The following is a 25,756-nucleotide window of genomic DNA, read 5'->3' as shown; positions in this document are numbered from 1 at the left end:
CGGGGAGATTCTCGTGCTGCTTCCACAAATTAAACAACCCAGTGATCTAAAGTCGATGTCTCAGGATGATCTTGCCCTTTTGTCGGCAGAGATCCGGCAGTTTCTGATTGAGAAACTGTCTGTTACAGGTGGGCATCTCGCACCCAACTTAGGCGTGGTTGAGCTCACGGTAGCCCTGCATTACTGCTATAACAGTCCAGCAGACAAAATGATTTTTGATGTAGGGCATCAGGCTTATGTGCACAAAGTTCTGACAGGGCGTATGGATCGCTTTGATACATTGCGTCAACATAACGGCCTGTGCGGGTTTGTCAAACGCAACGAAAGTGAACATGATGTATGGGAAGCTGGACACAGCAGTACTTCATTGTCCGCTGCGATGGGGATGGCCCTTGCACGTGATCTGAAGGGTGAGGACAACCAAGTTATCGCGATGATTGGTGATGGAGCGCTTACAGGTGGTATGGCTTTTGAGGCTCTCAATCATATCGGTCATGAGCAGAGAAAACTGATGGTTATTCTGAATGATAATGAAATGTCCATTGCTCCAAACGTTGGGGCCATGCATAAATATTTGAGCAAAATTCGTTCGGATCGTCATTATCTGAAAGCGAAAGATGATGTCGAGGGCATGCTTAAAAAAATTCCTGCTATTGGGGATCGTTTGGCCAAATCGGCAAGCTGGATCAAAGATAGTGTCAAATATATGATGGTACCAGGTGTTCTTTTTGAAGAACTGGGCTTCACGTATTTGGGTCCGATTGATGGACACGATATTCCCAAATTGATTGAAACCTTCAAACAGGCTGATAACGTTGATGGTCCTGTGCTCGTTCACGTGCTCACGACCAAAGGCAAAGGTTATCAGCCAGCAGAAGCCGATTCACACAAGTGGCACGGGATTTCTCCGTACAAAATTGAATCCGGTCAAGTGCTGAAAGCTGTGGGGAAACCGATGTACACGGAAGTGTTTGGTCAAACGTTAATTGATCTTGCGAAGCAGGATAAGCGGGTCGTAGCTGTAACGCCAGCAATGCCTACAGGATCAGGTCTCATTCCTTTTAGTAAGGAATTTCCTGACCGCATGATTGACGTAGGGATCGCAGAACAGCATGCGGCAACCATGTGTGCTGCACTGGCTATGGAAGGCTTGAAGCCGGTCTTTGCCGTGTATTCTACGTTTATGCAACGTGCATATGATCAGATCGTACATGATATTTGCCGACATAACGCTAACGTGATGTTTGCCATTGACCGTGCCGGGTTTGTTGGTCCGGATGGGGAAACACATCAAGGGGTGTATGATGTGGCATTTATGCGTCATATTCCAAATATCGTTCTGATGATGCCAAAAGACGAAAATGAATTGCGTCATATGATGAAAACGGCGCTTGATTATAATGAAGGTCCAATTGCTTACCGTTATCCACGAAACAATGTGGTCGGTGTACCTTTGGATGATGTACTTGTTTCGATTCCAATCGGATCATGGGAGCAACTGCGTCCATCGGAGGGATATGCTGTCATCGCTTCAGGATCGATGGTGCAGCTTGCAGAAGAAGCAGCGGAGATGGTGAAGCGGGAAGGTATCACAGCTGGCGTAATCAACGCTCGCTTCCTGAAACCTCTTGACGAGCAAATGTTGCGTGATTTAGCTGTTCGAGGCACCAAATTGATTGTACTTGAAGAAACATCTCAAGCAGGCAGCATGGGTAGTGCAGTGCTGGAATTTTATGCAGAACAGGGACTGCATGATGTTCATGTACAATTGATGGGGATTCCGGATCGCTTCATCGAGCATGGCAGTATTAAGGAACAACGTGAGGAAGTGGGTCTTACCGTTGAAAATGTATGTGCTGAACTGCGCAAGATGGCTGTTCAATCATCTTATGGCATACCCAAAACACGTTTTCCTTCGTAAATTTACATGATAGGAGACAGACATGTCACTCCCGAAAGAACGAATTGATGTTCTGCTGGTTGAGCAGGGCTATTATGAAAGTCGTGAGAAGGCAAAAGCTGCAATCATGGCTGGACTGGTATATGCCAATAATGAGCCGATCGAAAAGGCGGGCATGAAAATTCCAAGGGAAGCCGAGCTAAAAGTTAAAGGCTCGGTACATCCCTACGTCGGCAGAGGCGGATTAAAGCTCGAAAAAGCGATCCGTCATTTCGGCCTTGATATGAATGGACTTGTCATGCTCGACATAGGTTCATCCACCGGTGGATTTACGGATTGTGCACTTCAGCATGGCGCATCTCACGTCTACGCTATTGATGTGGGGTATAATCAGCTCGACTGGTCTTTGCGTAATGATGAGCGGGTTACTGTTATGGAACGAACTAATTTCCGCTATGTGACTCCTGAAGATCTGACGGGACCCGTGCCGAACTTTGCGAGCATTGATGTGTCGTTCATTTCACTGCGAATCATATTGCCGCCACTTCTGGCTCTTTTGAAACAACCTGCAGATATCGTTGCATTGATTAAACCTCAATTTGAGGCAGGGCGTGAAAAAGTAGGCAAGTCCGGTGTGGTACGTGATACGAAGGTACACAAGGATGTATTGCAGACGATGCTTCATTTTGCCAGTCAACTTGGTTTGCATCTGCAGAGTTTAACTTTTTCACCGATAACCGGTGGAGAAGGTAATATAGAATTTCTCGCACATTGGCGTCTGGAAGCACCAGAGGCAACACAACCAGAGATCGATCCAGCTTCACTTGACGCACTTGCGGAGCAAGTTGCAAAGGAAGCAGCTCATACATTTACGGGAAACTCATCATAAGATGGGTTTCTTTTCGCTGGAAAGGTGATTGAGGTAAAGGGAAATCGTTACTGAACCTCGAATATGTCTTCGAGGTGAGCGATAATGGATGGTCAATATGACACAATCGTTATAGGTGTACTTGCTGTCTGTTTGATCTTGTGGCTGTTCTTTGGCTTGCGTAATTGGGTGAACCGACCGACGCCGGTAAGCTTGTCTGGAATGCAGCTGAACGTGAAGATTCAGGATTCCCCGGCCTTGGATTTGCTTGAAGCACAGGGTTACGAAGTCATCGGTGGCAAAATGAAGGTTCCTCTGGCTTTTGAGGCCAATGAATCCGTTTATTACAGCAGATTATTCATTGATTATGTTGCAGAACGTGAGGATCTCAGATACCTCGTGAAAACGTCTCGTCGCAGACAGCCAATTGAAATGACCGGCCCTGCGCTAAGGGATCGCTTCCTCAATTACCTGTTGTTATATCCTGGCTGTGAAGGATTGCTGTATGTTGACGTGGAGGATTCCGATATTAAGTTAATCAGGCTCATGGACTATCAGGAAGATGTGTATGATGGGGATGATCTGGACTAATATAAAAGAATGAACATTGCAGGGCAAAGTCTGCGGCGAATTACAAATGCTGCTTTATTGCAATACATTTAACTGGAGGCATGTATGAAAGGACAAAGGCACATCAAAATTCGTGAAATCATTAGTCAAAATGAAATTGAGACCCAGGATGATCTGGTTGAAGCACTACGCAAATCAGGTTTTCAGGTGACTCAGGCGACGGTATCCCGGGATATCAAGGAACTTCTGTTAATCAAGATTCCGATGGATGACGGAAGATACAAGTACTCTTTGCCGACAGATCAACGATATAATCCGATTCAAAAGTTGAAGCGTGCACTTGTTGACAACTTCTTGCACATTGATCACACAAACAATCTGGTTGTGATGAAATGTTTGCCAGGAACAGCCAACTCCATTGCAGCTCTGCTTGATAATATTGAGTGGAATGAAGTCATGGGCACGATTTGTGGAGATGACACCATTCTGATTATCTGCCGGACTGAAGGTAACAGTGTGACCGTTATTGAGCGGATCATGGGTTACATTGCTTAATCAATGGTTCAAAAACATAATTTCTGAGTTAGTCATCCGGAGGTGTTTTTGCAGATGTTAGTTACGTTATCGATTCGTAATTTGGCTGTGGTGGAAGAAGTGGACGTTGTATTCCATCCGGGATTCCATGTACTTTCAGGGGAAACGGGTGCAGGGAAGTCGATTATTATAGATGCACTTGGCTTAATTGCCGGTGGACGAAGTTCAGCTGATCTGATCCGGTACGGATGTGAGAAGGCAGAGATGGAAGCCTTGTTTGAGATGGAGCAAAGTCATCCGGTATGGCAGACATTAGAGAAGTTGGGTATCCATTGTGAGCCTGAAGAGCATCTGGTCATTCGACGTGAACTGAACACACAGGGGAAAAGTACGTCCCGCATTAATGGGCAATTGGTCAATCTGACCATGCTGCGGGAAGTAGGCGAGAAGCTGATCAATATTCATGGACAACATGAACATCAGAGTTTGCTGCGCGCTGAGAGCCATCTGGGGCTTCTCGACACCTATGGCTCGGAAGTAATCGGACCGATCAAAGCGAAGTACCAGGAGCGCTACAGCAAGTTTATCACGGCGGAAAAAGAACTGCGTGCGCTTCAGGAGTCCAGTCAGCGGGCATATCAACTCTTGGACATGTATCGGTTTCAGCTTGAGGAGATCTCAGCGGCAAGCCTTACACGAGGCGAGGATGAATTACTCGGGGAAGAACGGGTCAAACTATCCCATAGTGAGAAAATGATGGACAGTGTTGCTGGTGCATATGATCTGCTCAGTGGTCAACGCGGACTTGAAGCTGTGAGCATTGCTCTTTCAAGAATTGAAGACATTTCTGGATATGATAGCAAAGGACTGCAACCCATTGTAGAACAATTGCAATCCGCATTTTATCAATTGGAAGATGCGACATTTCAATTAAGGGATTACCGGGAGAAGATTGAATTTAATCCGGCAAGGCTGGAAGAAGTGGAGCAAAGGCTGAATCTGATTTCTGGCCTCAGACGGAAATACGGGGACAGTGTTGAACTTATTCTGAGTTATTATGATCAGATTAGCCATGAAACCGACCAACTGGAGAACAAGGACGAACGGCTGGAGAAATTGCGAGCTGAACGTGACAAAATGCTTAACCTTGTGATGGAGTCTGCTGAAGAACTTAGCAAGGTTCGCAAACAATGCGCCGAGGAACTTGCTGCACAGGTGGAAAGCGAACTCAAGGATCTGCAAATGGAGCGGACTACGTTGCGTGTTCAGATTACTCCTTTCGAAGATCCGAAGGGCATTGAATGGAATGGACGTCGTATTCGTCTGAATCGTCAGGGTGCGGACAATGCGGAATTCCTGATTTCGCCGAACCCGGGCGAGCCATTACGACCACTTGGCAAAATTGCTTCAGGTGGTGAGTTGTCGAGAATGATGCTGGCGATGAAGAGTATTTTTGCACGACATGACCGGATACCTGTGTTGATTTTTGATGAAGTTGATACCGGAGTTAGTGGTAGAGCAGCTCAATCCATTGCGGAAAAACTGTTCCGCTTGTCTTCGACTTGTCAGGTTTTCTCAATAACTCACTTACCACAAGTGGCTTGTATGGCAGATCATCAGTATCTCATTGAGAAACATGTTTACGATGGACGGACGATGACGCAGGTGGAATCGCTGTCAGACGAAGGCAGAGTGAAGGAATTGGCACGTATGCTGGGCGGCGTGGAAATTACAGAAAAAACGCTGCATCACGCACAGGAAATGCTGAATTTGGCGGAAGCCAAAAAAGGGTGAAACGGACGGCTGGCGTAATGATTGACAGTAATAAAAGCCTGGGGGCGAGGTTATCTTATAGGTACGCAATTGGCGACCACCTTTCGTCAAGCGAAAGAAGCAAAGGGAGTGTGACAGCCATTGAATTCCCCCCTCAGGAAGAAATTGCTAGGTCTTTTATTTGCCTTCTTTCTTTGTGTGATTAGCCAGGCCATTCAGCCTGTGCAAAGTTATGCTTCACTGCCGGATGAATTGCAGGTGTTTGCTGGCAGGCAAGCGGATGTCCGGCTCGCTGTACCTGCTGTTTCAAGCGCCGTTGTAGATCGACCAGATATCGTTGGTTTGGATGATCAGGCAGCGATGCATGTTACCAGGCAACAACCTTTGCATCTTCACCCTCAACAAACGGGACATGCCAAATTAACGTTAAAGTTGTGGGGTAAAATTCCGGTCAAAACAGTCCATGTGAATGTGATACCGGATTTGCGTGTTGTACCCGGGGGTCAAACGATTGGCGTCAAAGTTAAATCGGCAGGCATTCTGGTTGTAGGTCATCATCTGGTCCACTCTGGGCAGGATGAGCGTGTATCGCCAGGAGAAACCGCAGGCATTAAGCTCGGAGATCTGATTACGCATATGGATGGTAAACGTCTTGATGGCGTAGCAGGTGTCTCTGAAGCCGTTGAACTTGCAGGGAAAAGTAAAAAAGGTATTGATGTTGTGTTAAAACGTGGTAAGGAAACGGTGAAGACACGATTAACTCCGGCGTATGACTCCGAGGATCAAGCGTGGAGGCTTGGATTGTACATTCGTGATTCTGCAGCCGGTGTTGGCACACTTACCTTCTATGCTCCAGATCAGGGCGTATACGGCGCACTGGGCCATGTCATTACAGATATGAACACACAAACATCTATTGTTGTAGGTAGTGGTCAGATCGTTCAATCCAATGTGACGTCCATTTCTAAAAGTGAGACCGGTGATCCGGGTGAAAAACGTGCTCATTTCCTCAAGGAAAGCAAAATTTTGGGCAATATTGAACGTAATACGGCTTTTGGTATCTTTGGTAAAATGTCCGGAAATCCTGAGCACAGTTTGTATTCGAAAGGTATTCCCGTTGCTTTCTCTCATGAAGTAAAGGAAGGACCGGCCGAAATACTTACCGTGGTTGACGGTCAACAAGTTGAACGCTTCTCCATTGACATTGTTCATGTGGCAGATCAAACCGAACCAGCAACAAAAGGTCTGGTACTTCGAATCACGGACCCGAAACTGCTGGATAAGACCGGAGGTATCGTTCAAGGGATGAGTGGCAGCCCTATTGTACAGAATGGTAAGTTGATCGGTGCAGTTACTCATGTATTCGTGAATGATCCGAAATCGGGTTACGGTTGCTTCATTGAATGGATGTTACAAGATGCTGGCGTTATGATGAAAAAGGAAAACGATAAGAACCTCAAGGCTGGTTAAACAGCCTTGAGGTTCTTTTTTGTCGAAAGCAAACATAATATATCGGATAATGAAATAAATTATTTATTATATAGGATCAAGAAAAAAAAATAAAGAAAAATAATTTTCGACAGGAGGAATTTAACTCGCTGTGTCGAAAATTAAACGTGTAAGGAAATGTACGAAACGATGTTTAATTTAAAGGAGGATACCGTTTTGCAAAAAATTGAGGTATTGCTGGCCGATGATAATCGTGAATTTACGAATTTGCTTGCCGAATATATATCTGAACAGGAAGATATGGAAGTAACCGGTATTGCATACAATGGAGAAGAAGTACTGCAATTGCTGGAGCAAACTCGGGATGTGCCGGATGTATTGATTCTGGATATTATCATGCCTCATCTGGACGGTCTGGGTGTGCTTGAGCGCTTGCGCAACCTGAACCTGTCTCCACAGCCTAAAGTCATTATGCTTACGGCATTCGGACAAGAGAATATCACACAGCGTGCCGTGCAACTCGGAGCTTCTTATTATATTCTCAAGCCGTTTGACATGGAGGTGCTTGCGAATCGTGTGCGTCAACTGGTTGGAACACAGACCGCGATGTCGACGAGCAATGGATCATCCATGTTCATGAAATCCAATGTTGTGCCCATGGGCAAACATAAAAATCTCGATGCAAGCATTACGTCCATCATACATGAAATCGGCGTTCCTGCGCATATTAAGGGATATCAGTATTTGCGCGAAGCTATTACGATGGTGTATAACAATATCGAAATTCTGGGAGCAATCACCAAAACACTGTATCCAGCGATTGCCGAAAAATTCAAAACCACGCCGTCCCGCGTCGAACGTGCCATCCGTCATGCGATTGAAGTGGCATGGACTCGTGGTAACATCGACAGCATCAGCCACTTGTTTGGTTACACGATCAATATCAGCAAGTCGAAGCCAACAAATAGCGAGTTCATCGCGATGGTCGCTGACAAGCTGAGAATTGAGCATAAGGTCTCGTAAACCCCGCTGTATCAACGTTTTCAGACGATGACTAGAACGATTGTTCGCGTAAACTTATCGGCCGTTGGTCGCGAGATTCCGATAAACTATGCGGACGTTGTTCCGGTAAACTGTCCGAATCTCCGCGCAATTTTAGCGTAAACTTATCGGGCATTTAGCTGATAAACATAATAGCGCAATGTGCGTGTAAATACAAACTTACCAGGCGCGCGTCCTCTTCGGGGATGTGCGCTTTTATTTAATTAAATAGGTGAGGAGTTGTTTATATGGGCCGCGTCAAATTTATTCCTAAAGAACAAAAGGGATGGGCAGACCTTCTTGACGAATTTGTTATGTGGAAGCTAGTTGAAGGAGTTAGTGATCAAACTGCTTCGGATTACTACAGTCACGTAAAATTATTTATGAAAAGGTTTCCTGACTCTTGGGATTCTGAGGAAAATTTAAAGTTAAATTTACTAGAACACCTTTCACAAAAAATGAGGCCAGCCACTTTTAATAACCGATTAATTTATATACGTACATTTCTAAGTTGGTGCGTGGAAAATGAATATCTTAAAGACAATCCCATTTCCAAGTTAAAGAAAAGAAAAGATGAAGGTCGAATCATAGATATTGAATTGAGTTCACTGAAAAAATTGTTAGAACAACCGGATACAAATACTTTTGCCGGGCTTCGAGATTACGCTTTAATTTTGTTAACCTTGGATAATGGGATTAGACCAAAAGAAGCTATGTCGCTGATACCTAAAGATTTTAGAGAAAAGAGCTTAGAGATTATCATTAGACCTGAGGTAGCCAAAACTAGAAAGATACGGAGGCTGCCAATATCTGAAATAACGGCAAGAGCCATAAAAAGACTCATAAGTGTGCGACACGATGATTGGGGAAATGACGTTCCAATATTCTGCAGCTATGAGGGGAAACATTTAACGAGACACACCTGGGGTGACCGATTAGAAGTTTATTCTAAGAGAATTGGAGTACACGTCACACCTTACGCTCTTAGGCACTGTTTTGCATTAGAGTTCATACGTAATGGAGCTAGTGCTTTTCACCTTCAAAAGGCGCTAGGACACACCACTATGGCTGTCACAAGACGATATGTATCGTTGGTAGACGAGGACTTACGCGTTCAGCATACTAAAGCCAGCCCGCTTAACAATTTAGTACCCTCGGTGAGGAAAATTAAAATATAGTCGCTGTCCGGATAGCTCATGTAGCCGTCCGGTTTTTCTTTGTATTTGCACTATTATACATACGTTTATCCTTCATTATTTCCAGCGGCTACTCTACGCGTCACAATTTGCGCTCCTTTGCGCTTCCCGTAAAATTCACGTGAAATTAGCGTGTTTAATCGCTGACCCTAACGAATACCCTCGCGCGCTATTTAAACGCCTGAATCCACGCTAATTTCACGTAGATTTCACGGCGGCGATTCGGAGGGTTCGGTGTGAGGGGCGGCGAGGCGTATCGTATTGTCTTTTTCTTTAGTTCTGCCGCGCAATTCTATGTGTGATGCCCGTCTATCCGTCACGATCACTTGTTATCGGGGCGTACGAAGTTATGAACGTAGTGAATAACTGAGTAAAAGATCTTAAATCTTTAAAGTCTTTAAAAGATCTTATATTTTACACACGACGTCGAAAAAGTCAATAGGGTGCGTGTTATTAATTTCGTGGCGGCCGGAATTGGTAACTTTAGTTTGCACTATTGTACATATTTATCTGCGCGGACGTCCTTGTGTTCATTCTCCGTACTCTCAACGTACACATGCGATCGGCACAATTCCATGCACATCTCGGAGAGCGCAATTTTTCGTCGTCCATGTCTGCGGATGACTGAACGATTCGTTCACGCATATACTCGCGCGATACCCTCATTTAAAATGATAGTATTTGCGCCAGGACGTCGTGAATCCCGACTCCCTAAGTTGAACTTAGTCACCTGACGACGCGTCCAGTTTTGGATTCGTCAAGGATATGCAGATTGTGCGTCCCCATACACTTTAACCCCAATACTGTTCGTGTTGGCACGAGGGGGTAGGTCCAACTTTGGGCACACCCCGTACACACATCCACGAAACGGACAACCAACGCATTTTTGCGCTCGTCAACCGGATGGGGTGGTGAATTGCCTACGCATCGCTGCAACTATTAATTTCGGATATCTGCGCTGTCTAAAACCGACGACGTCGTCGCATTTCTCCCGCTTGTAAAATCCGCCACTCCCGCGCTATACTAAGAACAAACGTTCCGCTCTCGCGGATTCAAACGCACTATAACGGAGGTTCGCCGCAAATGATCGATATCACCTCGGAAGATCACACGCTATTTAAATCGCACATCATCCTCCCGCGCGTCCTCACCGCATTCGAACGGGACATCGCGCTAATCAACGCTACACTAAAGACGCCGGGTCCGTATGTCGACGTTATAGCGAAGGCCCAACGCAAACTCACCGCAGACCTCTACGAAGTACGCAAAGGATTCCGTACACGCGGCATCAAGGTCTACGAAGAGGTAACGGATAATGACGGCGTAACGGCGCGCTATAAATGTCGCGGCTACGAGTCGCAAATGCGGATAAGGTGGACGATGATGGCTGCGGATGCGAGCGTAGTTATGCGGAAATATCTCGGAGTGAGTACGGATATTTACGAGGGAGAGCGGCCTTTTGTGATGGTGCCTCCGAAGTAAACAGAGAAAAGACGCAGCTTCGATCGGCTACGTCTCGGGTCTTGCGTGTATTAGCGGTAAGGGTTATGCTAGTTGCGAATGATCGACGCGGTAGCCGCTCTTGGTGGGGAGGCTACCGCTGCTTTTTGATTAAAAAGAAAAGAACCGACATTACAAAAGCTAGTAGACTAAAAATCAGTAACCCAAATGTTAACATGACCATCAGTGCTTCGTACGCAGTCATACACTACCACCTCCCTCGTTATAAAGCATATTCCTCTGAAGAGGCTAAATTTATGTTCCCGTGTACATGCGAACAAAGTGCTTACCAGTGAATAATAGCACCATCTAGAATTCCTGTACGCAGTAGAAGCACCTTCTCATGAATAATTTTGGGTATTAAGGGTTCCAGAATGGGATAGCTCTAACGATTTTATTGCAAAAGGCAACAACCCATCACCGCCAAACTTTCCCCCTTCTATCCCTCAGTTTTAGTATGTTGCACTATTCGTACCCGCTTCGCGATAAGTCATTTCGTCAAATGTCTTCTTTCAACTAAGCTGAGCGTGGTACTCACTAGGTAACCCAGCCACAATCCTTATGTAATCAGAGATCGTAGTCACCTTCGACAATAAACATCTCAACAATATCCCGTTTAGTTGTTGTCATCTCGTTGATACCTCCGTAGTATAAGTGGACTAGCGCGTGTATGTCTAACTGACGAAGTACAAAAAACTTTCTGGACCAGCTAAATTTCGGACATACTCTCATCCCTCTCGTACGTATACCGGATGAGTTAAATTTAACCAATAATCAACAAAGGTCAAACTTCTATTATCTTTAATTTACTAACTAATTCGCCCGTATACAAAGATTATGTGCACAGCATTTTAGAACTTCGGAAGCCTAAGTTAGCTTTGGTGGACCTCGACTGTTGGTTCTGATTATAATCTGACAAGCAGGCTACCTTCAAACCGCAAATTCGGCGATTAGCTAAAAATTCTCAACTAATACAGAGAGTAACCCCCACAAAATTCAACATACATCAGGAGAAATGAAAGTAATACAGGGTAATATAGAGAGTGAAATCGGACGAATAGGCATCTTCACGGATGAGCACGGAAATCTTATTATCTCCCGAATACTCCCGTTTTCTCACGATTTCATTTCGTTCACATCACGCGCTCACTCCCCCGATTTTGACGCAGAGTAGCAGCAGGAAATTTGCGCCAATTTGTCGAAGTATATACGCAACCCACAACGAAAGGATTACGTTTATATATGCGTCCGCTAACTTCCGGCATCCAACTTTATACCGCGCAACTGGACCGGACGCCTATCGTCGTGTTTATCGGGGCGGAACTCGGCGGCGGCGGAGTGATCGAGGATATTTCGGAGATGAGCGTTGCGGTGAAGGGCGAGCGTTATATGCGCGGAGTCTGTACGTTTAAATATGCAGTATGAGAGGTAGGTAGCCATGGCGGAACCAAACTTGTTTTCAGAAGTTGCGAATAGTGCGAGCGACATTGTTAAGAATTTACCTGAGGATGTAAAAAATGATCTTGTGCGCGGACCTGCCCAAGAAATCGGATCAGGTATCAGTAACTTGGTTTATGTGGTCTTCAGCCCTTTGTTGATGTCCAGAGTTAGGATCGAACATAAAGTAAAGAAAATGAAGGAAGAGTTAACCAAATCGATTAACAGTATTCCGTCTGAGAAGTTAGTTGAGCCTTCTTTAAACATCGTGGGACCTGCATTGGAAGGAAGTAAGTACTATATTGAGAACGACAGTATACGGGGGTTATTTGTTAGGCTTATTGCTTCTGCAGCCAATCTCGACAAGAGAGATGAGGTTCATCCGTCTTATGTTGAAATTATTAAGCAACTTTCCCCCTTTGACGCTAAATGTTTAGAGTTTTTAGTGCAAGAAACAACCTCGATATCTTGTGGGACGATCATAGTTAACAGCACAGGTGGTAGCGGTTATCAGGAAGTAAAGTATTTCTTTCCTTTTCCTGGGATCAATAAGGGTAATATGGAAAAGTATATGTCTTCCGTTGATAATCTAATTAGGTTAGGGATACTCGTGTGTATTGAAAATAAATTCACTGACGAGAAGAGATATGAAACTCTTAACACTATAGTTGGTAAAATTGCTGAGGATATTGAGCAAGATGTTAAAGAAAAGAACCCTGCGGCCACTGCTGTTCTTGTCGGAAAGGCTTGGAGTTTTACCCAACTAGGAGAGCATTTTATAAATTCATGTGTTATTGACAAGTCGATAGTAGATATTGGGTAGTGGCGAGGAAACTTAGTGCTCACAGACTCTTCACCCATACTTTCAACAAATACTAAGAAACCGCAGCCCATACGCAGGGTTAGCGGTTCTTTCTCGTTCTCTCCGTCAAATCCACGTACATATAGCGCGTCAGCCCGTTCGGGTACGTTCCCCTTACGGAAGTCTAAACACGCTGATTCGACGGCAATTCTACGCAAAAAAGAGCCGTATGGTTAACGACCCGGTGTGTCTCAACATTTATTATTCCATAATTTTGAATCCGCGTGTATACTGGAAAGTGGACAAGAGCGGGCTTTGCGTTACGTAATGCTTTAATTAGAGGAAACATCTACCTTCAATCCTGGAAGGAGGTGTTATTTATCTCAACTTACGAAGCACTTACGCTTATGATAGCGTTTGCTGTACTCATAGTTATGATTATGAAAGGCAGGTAACCGCCTCTCGCCAAAGACTGCGGTTACCTAAAACAATTGTTGTTTTACTCGCTCTTGTCCTCTGTAAATTATGATTTACAGTGGCAATTCAATTTTACCCGCAAATGTAACGCATTACAATAAAATAATACTATAATAGTTATCTTAGAACGTGTGACGCCGTAATATTATCTTGTTGAAATAATAAAAACACCGCTAACCTGTACGCAGGGATAGCGGTGTTTTTGCGTTTAATCAGTATTTTATTCAGCTTTAGGTATGTATTCAATTAAGTCGCCAGGCAGCACGTCCAACTTTTCGCACAAGGTATTAAGCGTTGGGAAATCTATCCGCGCGTTGGCATTCAACGCGAGCGCCTTTACAGTATTGCGATTTATGCCGGTAATTTGAACAACGTCTTTCTGTTCAAGTCCGCGTTCCTTCATTATCTTATCGAGTGAGAACCGGATAGCCACGAAAATTCCTCCAAAAATAGATTAGTAAACTAGTTGACAAGATGACTACGTGGATGTATAGTTGTAATCAAGTAAACTAGTTGACAAGATAACCTGTTAACATCTTATACGTATATCGTAACAAAGCGTTTCATCATTATCAAGCAACATCGTACTGGTCCGCATTAAATCCCGCAAGGAGGTACGTAATTATGCCGATCACTATCGTAACCAAAGGCGTAGACGTCGATGGACCGTGGCGGATTGAATACGCTGGCACGCTTATAGATGAACATCACGCGATTTACGTTGACCCTGAGTTTAGTCTCGCAGTTATGGAATGCGTAAACTTTGACGGAACAGAGTACGTCACAACTTACGGCGAGCCCGCAATCTTTGACCTGACGATAGAGGACCTGAATTTCGTTGATAACATCCTCAATATGAGCGCGATCGAACTACTAACTAAATTTATCCGTAAAGGGGATACGCAACATGCAACTAACCGTTAATAATACTCAAACTACGTCTAACAACATTAAAACAAGAAAGTATGGCCGTCGGTTCATTCAACTTCTGCGTGCTCTTTACGCAATATTGATCATCACGAAGGAGATCGTAGCATGAGCCGCCGCCCTGTACACCTCTACCGTTGCGTCGTCAATTTCTCGCAATCAAACCGCATGTTTTACGTTAACAGTGTCCGCCAGCTTTCTGACGTCGAGGTTCGTTTCCGCGCAGTTGAGAAGGGCGTGAGTAACGCCAATGTTTCGGGCCTTAGCGTAACCGCGTCCGACATCGTAGACATCGACTTCGTATATCGTGGGGTGATGTGAGTGAGCGCGCCAGACCGTTTCGAATCGGCCTCGTTTTCTATCGGACCTTTTGACCGTGACGACGAATTCTATCATTACGCAGGATGTGCACTGAACGAACGTTACATGTTCTTCATCGATGCAGGCGCGCTATGGGTTCGCTCAGTTCACCAAGATCCGGAGCAGCCGCGCCAGTACATAGACGGAGAAAGCGGAGGCATGGCGATCGGCCTTGACGTTAGCGGGGACATAATGGATATCACGGCCCAACTCGTAACTAGACTACGCGGCATGGATGCGCTCGATTTTCTGACGCAAATACTACTGTTCACGCCTGGCCGCGGTGATTTTAATCTGCAGCTCGATGGACTCATTACGGATCGGAGGGAGCCGCGTGGATAAAATATTCATCCTACACGTTTGGGAAGAGAAGGCGGAGAGCCACGAAATAACTCCGGCCTGGCTCGTAAATAGCAACACCGCGGTCTATCTCTCGTACTGCACCGTATTCCTTGTCCGCGTCATCCCGATCAGACTTGGTCACCTGACGCATTATTACGTCGAGGATACGGCCACTTGCGGTATTCACCTCGCACAGGACGTCGATGGTGATCCGGAATTAATCGTAGCGCGGATTATCGAGAAGCTGCGTAATGTATCGGCGCTGGATTGGCTGGCGCGGGATGTACTCGGAGGGATGACGGGATTGTTCGAATTTCAAGTATAGCCGCCTGATGAGCGCCTGTTTTAGCGGAGCAGGACGAAACCAACGGGCCCCGGTCCGGCGGTCGCGGTCATCCGCATGTATCACGTAACAACGTACTGTAACGATATGTATTTGCTTTCTACTTAATAGTCGCGCGGACTAAAAACGCCGAGGGGGCATCCATGGAAAAAACGACAGTAATTGAAATTGGTTATGTACGCGATCATCGCACCGGTAACTTCATTGTTACGCTCATTGACGAATCATTCCATCCTAACAGTAACCGCCGTCGCCAACAGATCGTTGTGCTACCTGGCGCATTCTTCCGCATCCTAACCAAAATAGACCGCCGATCCATCGCGAACACCGTTTATGTCACGCTGGAACAAGCGGCCAACCTCGGATTCATTGTCTCGAACACTCCTTTAACCGTTGAAGCAATCGCCTAATTCTATTATTTATCCGTATCATCAGCGCTAACTGATGAATCGCTATGCGGATAATTTAACGCTGAGTAGCGCCAACTATTCGGTACATTTCGCCAGTCTCGCGCCAACGATTCTGGCTTTCCTTTGAAAATTCAGCGTCACGAAGGCGGGAACCTTCGTTCAGGCAGGCGCGTTCACATATATCGAGTGCGAGCGGGAACTTGTGCTCTGAATCTCTTTTACAATGACGGAGAGAGCGGCGATTGGCTATCGCGTGGCGCGCTCTTTTCCGTTGTTATATCCAGTAATACGTTAAAAAAGTAATGTGGTTTCACAATCAAAAAAAAAATAATTATGAGAAAACTGCTAATTTACTAATTCATGAGGTTGAGTAAGAGGAGCACCTCGCTATTGCTGGCCAATCTTTCGTGTCCATCTAAAATTATTTTTAACTCCGGGACTTTATGCTTTTTCATATAGTTAATCAAGCATTCTTCTGAGTGTATATGTAATCCAGACAGAGTCTTATAACGTCGTCCTTCAAGTTTGTCAAAAGAACATCCGCACTCAACGCAGTATGACATTATCTAACCTCCTTGTGGGCTTCTGCTTTAGGAAAGAAAAAAAACAAAAAAAAATAGACAAACCTCTTGCATAGCTGAAAAAGTGTGCTATACTGAGACTTAGACTCTATTTTTGGCTGAAAATATATCAATCTTATCACCTTACACTAAAAGTATACCGCGTATCTAACCTAAAGTCAACCCCTGACGCGAAATTAGGCAATATCCAATAACATCGGCCTCGCGCCGTTAACATATAGCACTACGTCAACACCAAACTAAACGAATGGGAGAGATGTACATGTTAGCAAATCAACCAAAGGTGTTCGATCACGAAATGTTCGGCAGCATCCAGATTGTGACTAACGAAGGTAAAGAGATGTTTGGTGCTACTCAAGTTGCATTGGCGCTCGGATACTCAAATCCCCATGATGCCATCGCAAGACACTGCAATAAAGATGGGGTCGTGATTCACGAGGTCATCGACACTCTCGGTAGAACGCAGCAAATGAAGTTCATTTCTGAGGGAAACGTCTATCGACTCTTAACGCGGTCCAAGCTCCCATACGCCGAGCAGTTCGAAAAATGGTTATTCGACGAAGTGCTACCGACAATGCGTAAGACGGGCGGTTTTGTGGCGGATGAAGATTTGTTTATTCGAACATACCTTCCACATGCGGATGAAATCACTCAAGGGATGTTCAGAGCAATATTAGTTTCCTCACGTCAAACAAATGAACAGCTAGCGATTGTCACTCCGAAGGCAGAAAAGTACGATGCATTCCTTGACTCGGAGGGCTACGCTTCGTTCTCAACCGTTGGAAAACAGTTTCTTGGAGGTATGACCGCCATTCGATTGCGAGAGTGGTTGCAGGAGAATGGGATACTGTATCAACGTAAAGTAGACAGCTACTACCCTCCAACAAGAGGTCACGAACATTACTTCAAGATTACAATGTTCACTAACGACTTTGTTTCAAATAAACACCTTAAAGTTACCCCAGCCGGAATTGATATGATGGTTGACCTTTATTATCACGGGATTAGACCTGAGATTAAGCAGGCTCCAAGACCGAAAGCTGACGTCGTACCTCTCTTTCCCAAGGCAGTCACTACTCCATACAAAGGCCCGAAACTAACGCTCAATCTTCGTCCAGAAGCGCAATAATCCATATACCGGCCGTACTTTTATCGTGCGGCCCCGTTTTTTCTACTATAAAGGAGGCGCAATATGAATCTAAAAGACGGAATCACAACGTATCAGCAAACCGGTGAACTTGCGATCGTCACCAGCATTATGGAGGACGCGGCGGAAACGGACTTCCTCGGCAATCCAACACGGCGTTACAGATTCGTAGAGGGAAACGACATCTCCATAGACCTCGCGCATCCTCACCAATATATAGCGTACCGAATACGTGCGATCCGTGAAAAAGCGGTTAAGCACGCTTGGTATGTTCGTGAGCCTATCCGCTGGGCATATGACGAGCTCAACCGGCAGCTTTCGATTTTACACATAGATATGGGCGTTAGAATACCGTTCGAACCGGTAGACTGGGAGAAGCACATTTATAAATACGACATTAACCCGGAGTTACTGGAATGGCTGCGTAAATCGGACGATGAGATCACGCGGGCATACCACGAACTCGGAACGGTTGCGAATTACCGTCTGTATCGCGGTGTATTGTCGCTGATTGAGCCGACAGAAGAGGCCGCTCGCCGCGAAGAGTCGCAGATCAGATCCGAAGTGATGTTCGATATGGAGGCGGCGCTAAAACATGTTCTCCCATACGTAGACGTCACGCGTTCAGACCGCGAGATCGTTAAATACGTCAATCAATCGCTCATGACTCGTTACTATGACGCGCAGGCCAAGAGGAATGGATTACGCAGACTTCGGAAAGGTGGCGCCGATCGGACGGTACAACCGAATTTTATGACTCCGCTGGGAACAGTTCTAGGCGCAGAGATTGCGGAAGAGACCGTATGGCAGCGGATAGGTGGTCGCCAGGCTGACTTCCTGCGTAAATTGGTCGAAGCTGCCAGAAAGGATATGGTAGCGGGTGAGATGGAAAAGTACGGACTGACGAAAGATAGTTGTTATGTGATGACCGGGGAGAGGGCAAAAGAGATTAGTGGACTATCTTACGATGCTGCGAGAAGGAGACTAACGCGGATTAGAAAAAAAGTTTACACCCGGAGTCCAGTAAGTGTCGCGCGTTGACGGTATATTTAGAACTAATACAGAGTAAGTAAACGGAATAACCCATTATCATTTTACATCATAATTTCACTCAAGTAAAGCTAATGCCGCGCTATCACAGGCGGTATACCCTTTGGGTAAATATTTTCCTCTAAAAACGTACCAAAATACCCTACTTTACGGGCAATAAGGGGAGAGTACTTTCCCACTCACGCTAAGGCTACGAACGATGCGGGTATACTCCGCACACCCTTACGTTAATCCAACGTTAAGGAGATGGCACTTATGGCCGATATTAGACGATTGTGGATGCACATTGAGTTTTACGTTAAGAAACGCGTAGATTTCAAAACGCTGGACGGATTGAGTCCGGAGAGCTACGAAAAGTTTCTCACAAAAGCCGCGATCGAGATATCGCGCGAAACGTTCCCCGCTAAAGTTTTCGGTATTTCACGTGACGAGCTACGCGAGATGGTTCGCGATGTTATCGTGGATATTAGAGCGGAAAAGCGAGTTCGCCCCGCTGCAGATAAAGTTTATTCGTATATTAATAGCGTTGGAGAGACGATCGTAGTCTACGCGAAGACTAAGAAGGAAGCCGGCGAGCTTATTGCGTTGGCATCGTACGTAAATCCCCTTTACTGGGGTCAAAAGAAGACGATCAAACGTATAATGCAGGTTTCCGAAAGCGGCCAGGCCGAGCTAGACAACGGAGAATATCGCCAGATCCCGCACAGCGGACAGTTCATAAACCTTTACGGTAACGGAGGTGTAGCGAGTGCATAATGATTTCGTAGTGATATCGCAACGTGTCGCGGGCCACTTGATGATGCGCGGTTTCGTCCTGAAAAGGCTAGGCCAAAATCGCAAGTATCCGGAACGGAACGTGTTTATCTTCAATAATACGGAATCCCTTCGCCAAGCGATCACGGAATACACCACAACAAATGGAGGACAAACAAATGACAACGGAGCAGAGAAGCGGGCGGAAGCCGTTTGAACCTACACGAGATTTTACGATCGTTCCTAACGCAATATTCCGACTGTACACGCGCTTGCCGGACTTCAAAGCGGAACACGCGCTTCTATATGCGTACCTCTGCTCCCAGTACAACGTAGACTACGGTTACGCATTTCCGTCATCCGAGGATATATCGGCCACGCTCAACTGCAGCGAACGTACTGTTACGAAGGTGAAGGTGGTACTAGTTGAACGTGAATTGGTCGAGATAGCGCGACATCCCACGCATGGTAATGATGTGTATATCGTTAAGCCTGCGATAACGGACGAGGATGCGTTCTTTGAGCGGTTCCCCGAAGCGAGGGAACATGTGGAAACGAGACAGAAAGCGAGCAGCCAGCGTAGGCAGGCGAGCGCACTACGTAAGCGAATGTTCGAGGAACGAGTACGTAACGGAAAAAGTTGCGGTTCGTAACGGAAATAATTGCGGATCGGTATCGGCAAATATTGCGTTGTATATATACTTACGGTATTAAGACTTACCGATACAGATTTATAAAACATTACCGCTTCGGTTGATTTTGCTTCGCAAACTAAACCTCGCGGGACAAGTTGATTCATAAATACCTTTTGACGCGTAATCAACATAATAAGAGATACCAATGACAAGCAGGTGCGATCATCGAAAGATGTGAGCGCGAGGGCGGAAGCCTGAGCTTGTCTTTTTGTTTGTGCTAATACATGAAGATAACTCGAAGAAGAGGCTCATGTAGGCAATATCAAAAGAATAGCGCGGTATCTCTTACACCTTGCCTGAGCGTAGGAGGCTCGTACTATTCACGTAAAGGAGACGGTATGTATGGCGCTTAAACGTCTAGAGACGCATCACCTTATTGCGCTGAGTTATCTCGCGCAACCTAAGCGCGCAGGTCTTACGATGGAGCAGATCGCAACAGAATCCGGAGTTAGCCGCCAGGCGCTGTATGACTGGATGAAAGATCCGTTGTTTGAACGCGAGTTAAAGAAACAGATCACACGTAACGTACTCGATCGGATACCGGCAGTGACTGACGCAATGGCGCAAGCAGCTATCGAAGACAGGAACGCAGCCGCCGCGAAGTTGTTACTTACTATGACGGAGATGCTTACGGAGAAGATCGACGTTACCAAGACGGATTCGACCACGCTTGACCGCGAAGAGCTGGATCGTAAGCTGGCGGAGTACCAAGCAAGACGCGGAGTGTAAAGCGAGTAGATGGCGTGTGTTTGGCGCGTCATTATATGAAGGAACGCGATGGAGTGCGTATGTACTGCGGTTGACAAGACGTCAATTACATCTACTGCGACCTCCTGGCGCGTGGCCCTTCGGAAATTTTCGTTTTGCCTTCGTAATTCACCACGTCACCGTAATGCAGGTTATTCACTCCTCGGTGAATGACGTTGCATAACCGCCGTATAAGTACCGCCAGACCATACGGGAAATGACCGCATACTCTTCCAGTTTCTAACGGGCATAATCCGCATAACGGCGCGGGTTGTACGCGTTAATAACTGGAAATGCATATGCAATGTATAAGGCGTGTTTATGCAGCGCAATTAGACGTAGGCGGGGCGCGGGTTTGCGGAGCGGACTATTGCACCGTATACGGGATTTTGTGCACATGTCCGTGCATATCCGTGATTAAACGGGATCGTTACGATTATGCAATGCGGATGAATAAACGGAGTCGTTGCGAAGAGGGGCGGCGAATGAGAGGGCGGCCCACCCCCTCGACCCCTAGCGACCGCCTCAACTGGTGCCGGAAATATCCGCGAACAAAAATTAACTTTGGACTTTGCGCAAGCAGGCTATCGGAATGGTCCCATAGTTTTACCGTGGTTTTAGCGTGCATTTAGCGCTTTTAACCAAGGCCGAGTGTATTGGGTAGGGTAACGCAACAACAGCGTTATTTCACGCTGAAAATTAGCGAAGAGGGGGCGGAGTCATGGCGTGGGTAAACGATCGCTGGGTCGGTAGAGATGAGCGCGAACAGATTATCGATAGATTAGACGCGTTAATTCACGCGATGACTGCGGAAGGTGTTCCGGAGTTGCTTACGAGTGGAGAAGAAGCGGAACTGGCGCATTATCTCGACGAATCTAAGCGATTGTCGCGAATTCATAGAGCAGAAGCCGACCTCCTATACTTCGCGCTCGAATACTTTTCAGAGGTACATAATCCAGGCAACGCGGGTAACTGGGACGGATTCGACGTCGAAAGTGTCGAAGATTCACCGACGTTTCACCGTGAAATCTGCGAGACAATGGACGATGTATCTATGCGGGAGATAAATGCTAAGGTAGTGCGTGCGGCGCCCCGTTCTCACGCGAAATCATCGTACTTATCAAAGGCGTTCCCTCTACGTGAGATCGCGTACAGGCATCGTAAATACATTATCAATATATCGGAAACGCCTGCGGTATCAACAGGTAACCTTGAGTGGATTGCGAATCAGCTCAAAAGTAACGCGAAACTACGCGCAGACTTCGGTCCCTTACTGAATCCCAAACAGCAAGTGAACCCGAAAGATAACTCCTCGGAATTTGTTGCGTGGGAGCCTACCGCAGATGGTGGACAGCGTCAGTTAACGAAGATGGAGGCCGCATCTAGTAACCAGGCATTGCGTGGACGTAACTGGGAAGGTGTCCGGCCGGATCTGATAATCTGTGATGACCTTGAAGACATACGATCTAACGCGGCCACGCCGGAACTGCGGCAGAAGATGCGTGACTGGTTCTCGCAAACGGTGGTACCGCTAGGAGATCCAAAAGGTAAGCGAACGGCTTTCGTATATATGGGAACGGTTGTACACGCTGAGTCGCTATTACGAACGGTTATGAAGCGATCGGACTTTAACTCGAAGCTATACAAAGCATTGATTGAAGACCCGGAACATACAGAACTATGGGAAAAATGTCGCGCAATATATCTGAATCCTGACGTTGAGGACCGTGTTAAGTCAGCGCGAGCCTTCTACGAAGCAAACCGGGACGAAATGGACAGAGGAGCGGTCGTACTTTGGCCGGAAGTTCAGCCGTTATGGGCATTGATGACGTGGAAATGGGCTAACGGATCAAAAGCGTTTAATACGGAATATCAGAATACGCCGATAGATGAAGAATCAATGATATTTAACCCGGAGTTATTCCGATATTACGATGAATCAGACCTCATTGATTCATTTGGACGCGAACTTCCGCTTGATTATTACGCTTTCTGGGATATCGCACAGGGCAAAAGTTCGCGTTCCGACTATAACGCGATCGTAACAGTCGGGATAGACCGGAACACTCTTGTAATGTACGTAATTGATGCATGGGCGAGAAAATGCGCGGCTCATATAGCGTTGGAGCAGGCGGTTGAGATTATAAAACGATACGGACATAAGGCTTTTGCGGTTGAGACGGTCGGCGCGCAGCACGATATGTATCGGCAATTGAGCGAAAGGTTACGCAAAGAGCGCATCGGAAGCGTACGACTCAAGGCGGTTATATCTCGCACAAAGAAGGAAATACGCATTGAATCATTAGAGCCGCTTATCGAGAGCGGTTATTTGCGTTTTAACAAATCTCACAGGTTGTTGCACGAGCAGATGGAGCAGTTTCCCTCCGGAACTCATGATGATCTACCAGATTCTCTTGCCGGCGCGGTTGAGGCTGCAGGAGGCGGCCTAGGTAGACGAGGTAGATCGTGGAGTAAAAAACCAAAAGGACTATAAAGGAGGCGTCGCATTGTTTGAGGTAGGTAAGATGTACCCACCAAAAGAGCACAAGGAACGGGTAGACCGATACCGGGAAAACGCGGAGCTTGTCAGGTGTAACGCTGATTTGATTAAGAGGCTAAGTGAGGAAATAGAGGTTGAGCCGAAACGTTATATCTACGCTAACTACGCGGGATTGATATGCAAGAAAGCGGCTGACCTACTATTCGGCGACTCTCCGATTTATAGCGCGGGAGAAGAAGCCTCAACAGAGCAAACCGCGCTGGACCGGATAGTCAAGGACAACACGCTTAATACGACAAACTATGAAATGGCTCACGGAAATGCTTACCGTGGGGACTCGTTTTATAAGGTTAAATGGGCGCAAGAATATCGCGGAATCTTACCGGAATCACAAGATCCGTACCGCGCCGTCATTGAATCACAGAATGCGGCTTACGTCTTCCCGGAAACAGTGCCCGGCAATGCTAAAAAAGTCGCGGCCTACCACATAGCCGTCCCGATTGCTTTTCCCGAAGAAGGACGAACTCGGTGGGAGCTACACGTTGAAACGCATGTTCCGGGAGAGATTACGTTTTCCAAGTTCGAAATGATGGCTCTGACTACGCGAAATGATGAAGTTACCTCGTGGACTATTACGAAAGAGTTGGAAGACGTTGAGACGCCGCTGAAAACCGGAGTGCCCGCGCCTCTTATTGTACACGTTCCGAACTTCTCTTTCGATGATACATGGTGCGGATTGGACGATATAAGCGAGCACAGGGCTTTGTTCCGTGAGATCAATAACCGATTGACTCAAATTTCATCGATCCTAGATAAGCACGCTGACCCAATATTAACGGTTCCGTCAGGCGTTTTAGAGGACGGCCCGGACGGTGTGCCTCAACAAAGAGCGGCATACGCTAAAGTTTTTGAAGTTGTAGATTCTGGCTCAGTCGTTCCTCAATACGTTACTTGGGACGGTCAGCTTGAGTCGGCTTTTAAAGAACTCGACAAGCTAATAGATACACTCCTGACCACATCAGAGCTACCTCCTATCGCGTTGGGTAAAGAAAATGCAGGTACTAGCGGTGCAACAGGGCTCGCCGTCAAATATCGCATGAATCCTTTGCTTTCTAAAATAGCGCGAAAACGTCAGTACTTTGATAAGGCACTGACAGAGGCACTTTTTATCGCGCAACTACTTGAGCAAGCGCAATCGAACGATACACTCGACTACACGCCGACAAAACCGCACATCATCTTCTCCGATGGACTGCCGACAGATGACCGAGAGCAAGCTGAGATAGCGCAAATACGTACAGGTGGTAAGTCTACAATGTCCGTAAGAGACGCTATTAAGCGCTTGGATGGAGTGAACGATGAACAGGCTGAGCAGGCGCTTCGCCGCATTGACGAAGATGAAACGCGCGTCGGTGGCATAGCGGATTCAGCGTCAGCGGACGCGGTGTTTAACAATGGATGAGCGGCCGGTATCGAAAATAGTCAACGCGTTTAAGCGTGCGAAGTCCGCAGTGAGTGCGGCAGTCGGACGCTTATTTACGTTGGGCTTTTCCCGCAAGAACGGCGATGCTGCCGCGAAAGAATCCGCGAAGATACTCGCCGAACTTAACGAAGAAGCGCGGAAGCACGTTGACGAGGCGCTGACTAAGGCTGCCAAAGACGGGACGCGCCAGGTATTCATTTCGCTCGGCCTAGGAAGCGCGGTGTCTGACGTTAGACTCACCCGTGTTAACCTCGCCATGCTAAACGCGGCCAAGGCGGACACATACGCGGACCTGCTCGCAGTTACGCAGAACATGGACCGCAGAACGCGTATGAGTATCCGCCAGGCAATTGCGGAGGCTATGCGCGCCAATCTCGGACAGGGCGTTAACAGCTCGCGGACAATAAGTGCCGACGCGCTTAGTCGTCTACGAAACACGCTCGGCCAGGCGGCTGATACCGGCATTATCGACGCTGCAGGACGGCGTTGGAAACCGGAGGTCTATGTTGAGACGGTTGTACTCACGAAGATGGCCGAGACACAGCGCGAAGCAACGATTAATGAGGCGCTTGGCCGAGACGTTTATTACGCGCAGATATCGAGTCATGGCGCAAAGGATGCGTGTCGTAACTGGGAAGGCCGCATTGTCAAGTTAACACCGGATGCTCCCGGAGATTATCCGTATGTAGGCGATCTACCTCGTCGAGAAATATTCCACCCACGCTGTCGTCACGTACTATCTCCGATCCGCAATCCGGACAATATCGGAGGAGGAATTTAGATGGCGCATGATTCACGAGCAAGACACAGTGCAAGAAAGGCCGCGGCCAGCGCCAAGAAGGCGTCGGACGGCGTAGCGCCTTACGGGTTT

28 protein-coding genes are annotated in these 25,756 nt (G+C 46.7%); 26 read left to right on the top strand and 2 right to left on the bottom strand.

The window, feature by feature from the left end:
- Positions 1-13: 13 nt before the first annotated feature.
- From dxs to MHB85_RS20440, 9 genes are all read left to right on the top strand, one after another.
- On the top strand, positions 14-1,921 hold the full coding sequence (gene dxs, locus MHB85_RS20480) for a 1-deoxy-D-xylulose-5-phosphate synthase (protein ID WP_105599534.1): 1,908 nt from the start codon (positions 14-16) through the stop codon (positions 1,919-1,921).
- Between the two features lie 22 nt (positions 1,922-1,943).
- Positions 1,944-2,789 (top strand): TlyA family RNA methyltransferase, encoded by an 846-nt coding sequence (locus tag MHB85_RS20475; RefSeq protein ID WP_091018128.1) that lies wholly within the window; start codon positions 1,944-1,946, stop codon positions 2,787-2,789.
- An 84-nt stretch (positions 2,790-2,873) separates the two neighbouring features.
- Positions 2,874-3,359 carry a hypothetical protein gene (locus tag MHB85_RS20470; protein ID WP_091018127.1) on the top strand — a complete coding sequence of 162 codons (486 nt, stop codon included), beginning with the start codon at positions 2,874-2,876 and terminating at the stop codon, positions 3,357-3,359.
- Positions 3,360-3,443: 84 nt separating this feature from the next.
- The gene (gene ahrC / locus MHB85_RS20465; RefSeq protein WP_017687604.1) at positions 3,444-3,893 is read left to right on the top strand and encodes a transcriptional regulator AhrC/ArgR; all 450 of its coding nucleotides are present in this window, start codon (positions 3,444-3,446) and stop codon (positions 3,891-3,893) included.
- Between the two features lie 54 nt (positions 3,894-3,947).
- Positions 3,948-5,666 carry a DNA repair protein RecN gene (gene recN / locus MHB85_RS20460; RefSeq protein ID WP_105599532.1) on the top strand — a complete coding sequence of 573 codons (1,719 nt, stop codon included), beginning with the start codon at positions 3,948-3,950 and terminating at the stop codon, positions 5,664-5,666.
- A gap of 120 nt (positions 5,667-5,786) precedes the next feature.
- Complete coding sequence (gene spoIVB, locus MHB85_RS20455; protein ID WP_105599530.1) at positions 5,787-7,115, top strand: SpoIVB peptidase; 1,329 nt, start codon at positions 5,787-5,789, stop codon at positions 7,113-7,115.
- Between the two features lie 195 nt (positions 7,116-7,310).
- Positions 7,311-8,117 carry a sporulation transcription factor Spo0A gene (gene spo0A, locus MHB85_RS20450; RefSeq protein WP_091018123.1) on the top strand — a complete coding sequence of 269 codons (807 nt, stop codon included), beginning with the start codon at positions 7,311-7,313 and terminating at the stop codon, positions 8,115-8,117.
- 266 nt (positions 8,118-8,383) lie between these two features.
- Complete coding sequence (locus MHB85_RS20445; RefSeq protein WP_341073623.1) at positions 8,384-9,313, top strand: tyrosine-type recombinase/integrase; 930 nt, start codon at positions 8,384-8,386, stop codon at positions 9,311-9,313.
- Between the two features lie 1,101 nt (positions 9,314-10,414).
- Positions 10,415-10,813 (top strand): hypothetical protein, encoded by a 399-nt coding sequence (locus MHB85_RS20440; protein ID WP_341073620.1) that lies wholly within the window; start codon positions 10,415-10,417, stop codon positions 10,811-10,813.
- Between the two features lie 112 nt (positions 10,814-10,925).
- On the opposite strand, the gene MHB85_RS31230 is transcribed toward MHB85_RS20440, so the two are convergent.
- The gene (locus MHB85_RS31230; RefSeq protein WP_445739040.1) at positions 10,926-11,036 is read right to left on the bottom strand and encodes a putative holin-like toxin; all 111 of its coding nucleotides are present in this window, start codon (positions 11,034-11,036) and stop codon (positions 10,926-10,928) included.
- A gap of 980 nt (positions 11,037-12,016) precedes the next feature.
- On the opposite strand from MHB85_RS31230, the gene MHB85_RS20435 reads away from it, so the two are divergent.
- From MHB85_RS20435 to MHB85_RS31225, 3 genes are all read left to right on the top strand, one after another.
- On the top strand, positions 12,017-12,256 hold the full coding sequence (locus MHB85_RS20435; protein WP_341073618.1) for a hypothetical protein: 240 nt from the start codon (positions 12,017-12,019) through the stop codon (positions 12,254-12,256).
- A gap of 13 nt (positions 12,257-12,269) precedes the next feature.
- Entirely contained in the window at positions 12,270-13,091 is an 822-nt protein-coding gene (locus MHB85_RS20430; RefSeq protein WP_341073617.1) for a DUF4393 domain-containing protein, read from the top strand.
- A gap of 263 nt (positions 13,092-13,354) precedes the next feature.
- A complete protein-coding gene (locus tag MHB85_RS31225) occupies positions 13,355-13,525 on the top strand; it encodes a putative holin-like toxin (RefSeq protein WP_445739039.1) in 171 nt (56 codons plus the stop codon).
- 242 nt (positions 13,526-13,767) lie between these two features.
- Here MHB85_RS31225 and MHB85_RS20425 read toward each other — a convergent pair whose 3' ends face one another.
- Positions 13,768-13,980, bottom strand: coding sequence for a helix-turn-helix domain-containing protein (locus tag MHB85_RS20425; RefSeq protein ID WP_340966723.1), 213 nt, complete (start codon positions 13,978-13,980; stop codon positions 13,768-13,770).
- 191 nt (positions 13,981-14,171) lie between these two features.
- Here MHB85_RS20425 and MHB85_RS20420 point away from each other — a divergent pair, with 191 nt between their 5' ends.
- The 14 genes from MHB85_RS20420 (at position 14,172) to MHB85_RS20355 (ending at position 25,666) form a co-directional block, all read left to right on the top strand.
- Positions 14,172-14,471: a hypothetical protein gene (locus tag MHB85_RS20420; protein ID WP_341073616.1), complete on the top strand. Its 300-nt coding sequence runs from the start codon at positions 14,172-14,174 to the stop codon at positions 14,469-14,471.
- Between the two features lie 111 nt (positions 14,472-14,582).
- Entirely contained in the window at positions 14,583-14,795 is a 213-nt protein-coding gene (locus MHB85_RS20415; RefSeq protein WP_341073614.1) for a hypothetical protein, read from the top strand.
- Positions 14,796-15,176, top strand: coding sequence for a hypothetical protein (locus MHB85_RS20410; protein ID WP_341073613.1), 381 nt, complete (start codon positions 14,796-14,798; stop codon positions 15,174-15,176).
- Entirely contained in the window at positions 15,169-15,501 is a 333-nt protein-coding gene (locus MHB85_RS20405; protein WP_341073612.1) for a hypothetical protein, read from the top strand. Before MHB85_RS20410 ends, MHB85_RS20405 begins: the two co-directional genes overlap by 8 nt.
- A gap of 161 nt (positions 15,502-15,662) precedes the next feature.
- Positions 15,663-15,929: a hypothetical protein gene (locus MHB85_RS20400; RefSeq protein WP_341073611.1), complete on the top strand. Its 267-nt coding sequence runs from the start codon at positions 15,663-15,665 to the stop codon at positions 15,927-15,929.
- Positions 15,930-16,772: 843 nt separating this feature from the next.
- Positions 16,773-17,639 (top strand): phage antirepressor, encoded by an 867-nt coding sequence (locus tag MHB85_RS20395; RefSeq protein WP_341073610.1) that lies wholly within the window; start codon positions 16,773-16,775, stop codon positions 17,637-17,639.
- Between the two features lie 63 nt (positions 17,640-17,702).
- Positions 17,703-18,698: a hypothetical protein gene (locus MHB85_RS20390; RefSeq protein ID WP_341073609.1), complete on the top strand. Its 996-nt coding sequence runs from the start codon at positions 17,703-17,705 to the stop codon at positions 18,696-18,698.
- A gap of 264 nt (positions 18,699-18,962) precedes the next feature.
- A complete protein-coding gene (locus MHB85_RS20385) occupies positions 18,963-19,463 on the top strand; it encodes a hypothetical protein (protein WP_341073608.1) in 501 nt (166 codons plus the stop codon).
- 10 nt (positions 19,464-19,473) lie between these two features.
- Complete coding sequence (locus tag MHB85_RS20380; RefSeq protein ID WP_341073607.1) at positions 19,474-19,677, top strand: DUF5659 domain-containing protein; 204 nt, start codon at positions 19,474-19,476, stop codon at positions 19,675-19,677.
- Positions 19,640-20,113 (top strand): helix-turn-helix domain-containing protein, encoded by a 474-nt coding sequence (locus tag MHB85_RS20375; RefSeq protein ID WP_341073606.1) that lies wholly within the window; start codon positions 19,640-19,642, stop codon positions 20,111-20,113. Before MHB85_RS20380 ends, MHB85_RS20375 begins: the two co-directional genes overlap by 38 nt.
- Positions 20,114-20,497: 384 nt before the next feature.
- Entirely contained in the window at positions 20,498-20,884 is a 387-nt protein-coding gene (locus tag MHB85_RS20370) for a phBC6A51 family helix-turn-helix protein (RefSeq protein WP_341073605.1), read from the top strand.
- A gap of 739 nt (positions 20,885-21,623) precedes the next feature.
- Positions 21,624-23,396 carry a phage terminase large subunit gene (gene terL / locus MHB85_RS20365; RefSeq protein ID WP_341073604.1) on the top strand — a complete coding sequence of 591 codons (1,773 nt, stop codon included), beginning with the start codon at positions 21,624-21,626 and terminating at the stop codon, positions 23,394-23,396.
- A 13-nt stretch (positions 23,397-23,409) separates the two neighbouring features.
- Complete coding sequence (locus tag MHB85_RS20360) at positions 23,410-24,864, top strand: phage portal protein (protein ID WP_341073603.1); 1,455 nt, start codon at positions 23,410-23,412, stop codon at positions 24,862-24,864.
- The gene (locus tag MHB85_RS20355; protein WP_341073602.1) at positions 24,857-25,666 is read left to right on the top strand and encodes a phage minor capsid protein; all 810 of its coding nucleotides are present in this window, start codon (positions 24,857-24,859) and stop codon (positions 25,664-25,666) included. The genes MHB85_RS20360 and MHB85_RS20355 overlap by 8 nt, the downstream gene beginning before the upstream one ends.
- The last annotated feature ends 90 nt before the right edge of the window (positions 25,667-25,756 follow it).

Source organism: Paenibacillus sp. FSL K6-4396, assembly GCF_038002525.1.
In the GTDB taxonomy this organism is placed as follows: Bacteria; Bacillota; Bacilli; order Paenibacillales; family Paenibacillaceae; genus Paenibacillus; species Paenibacillus amylolyticus_B.
This window is presented reverse-complemented; position numbering and strand designations above follow the sequence as displayed.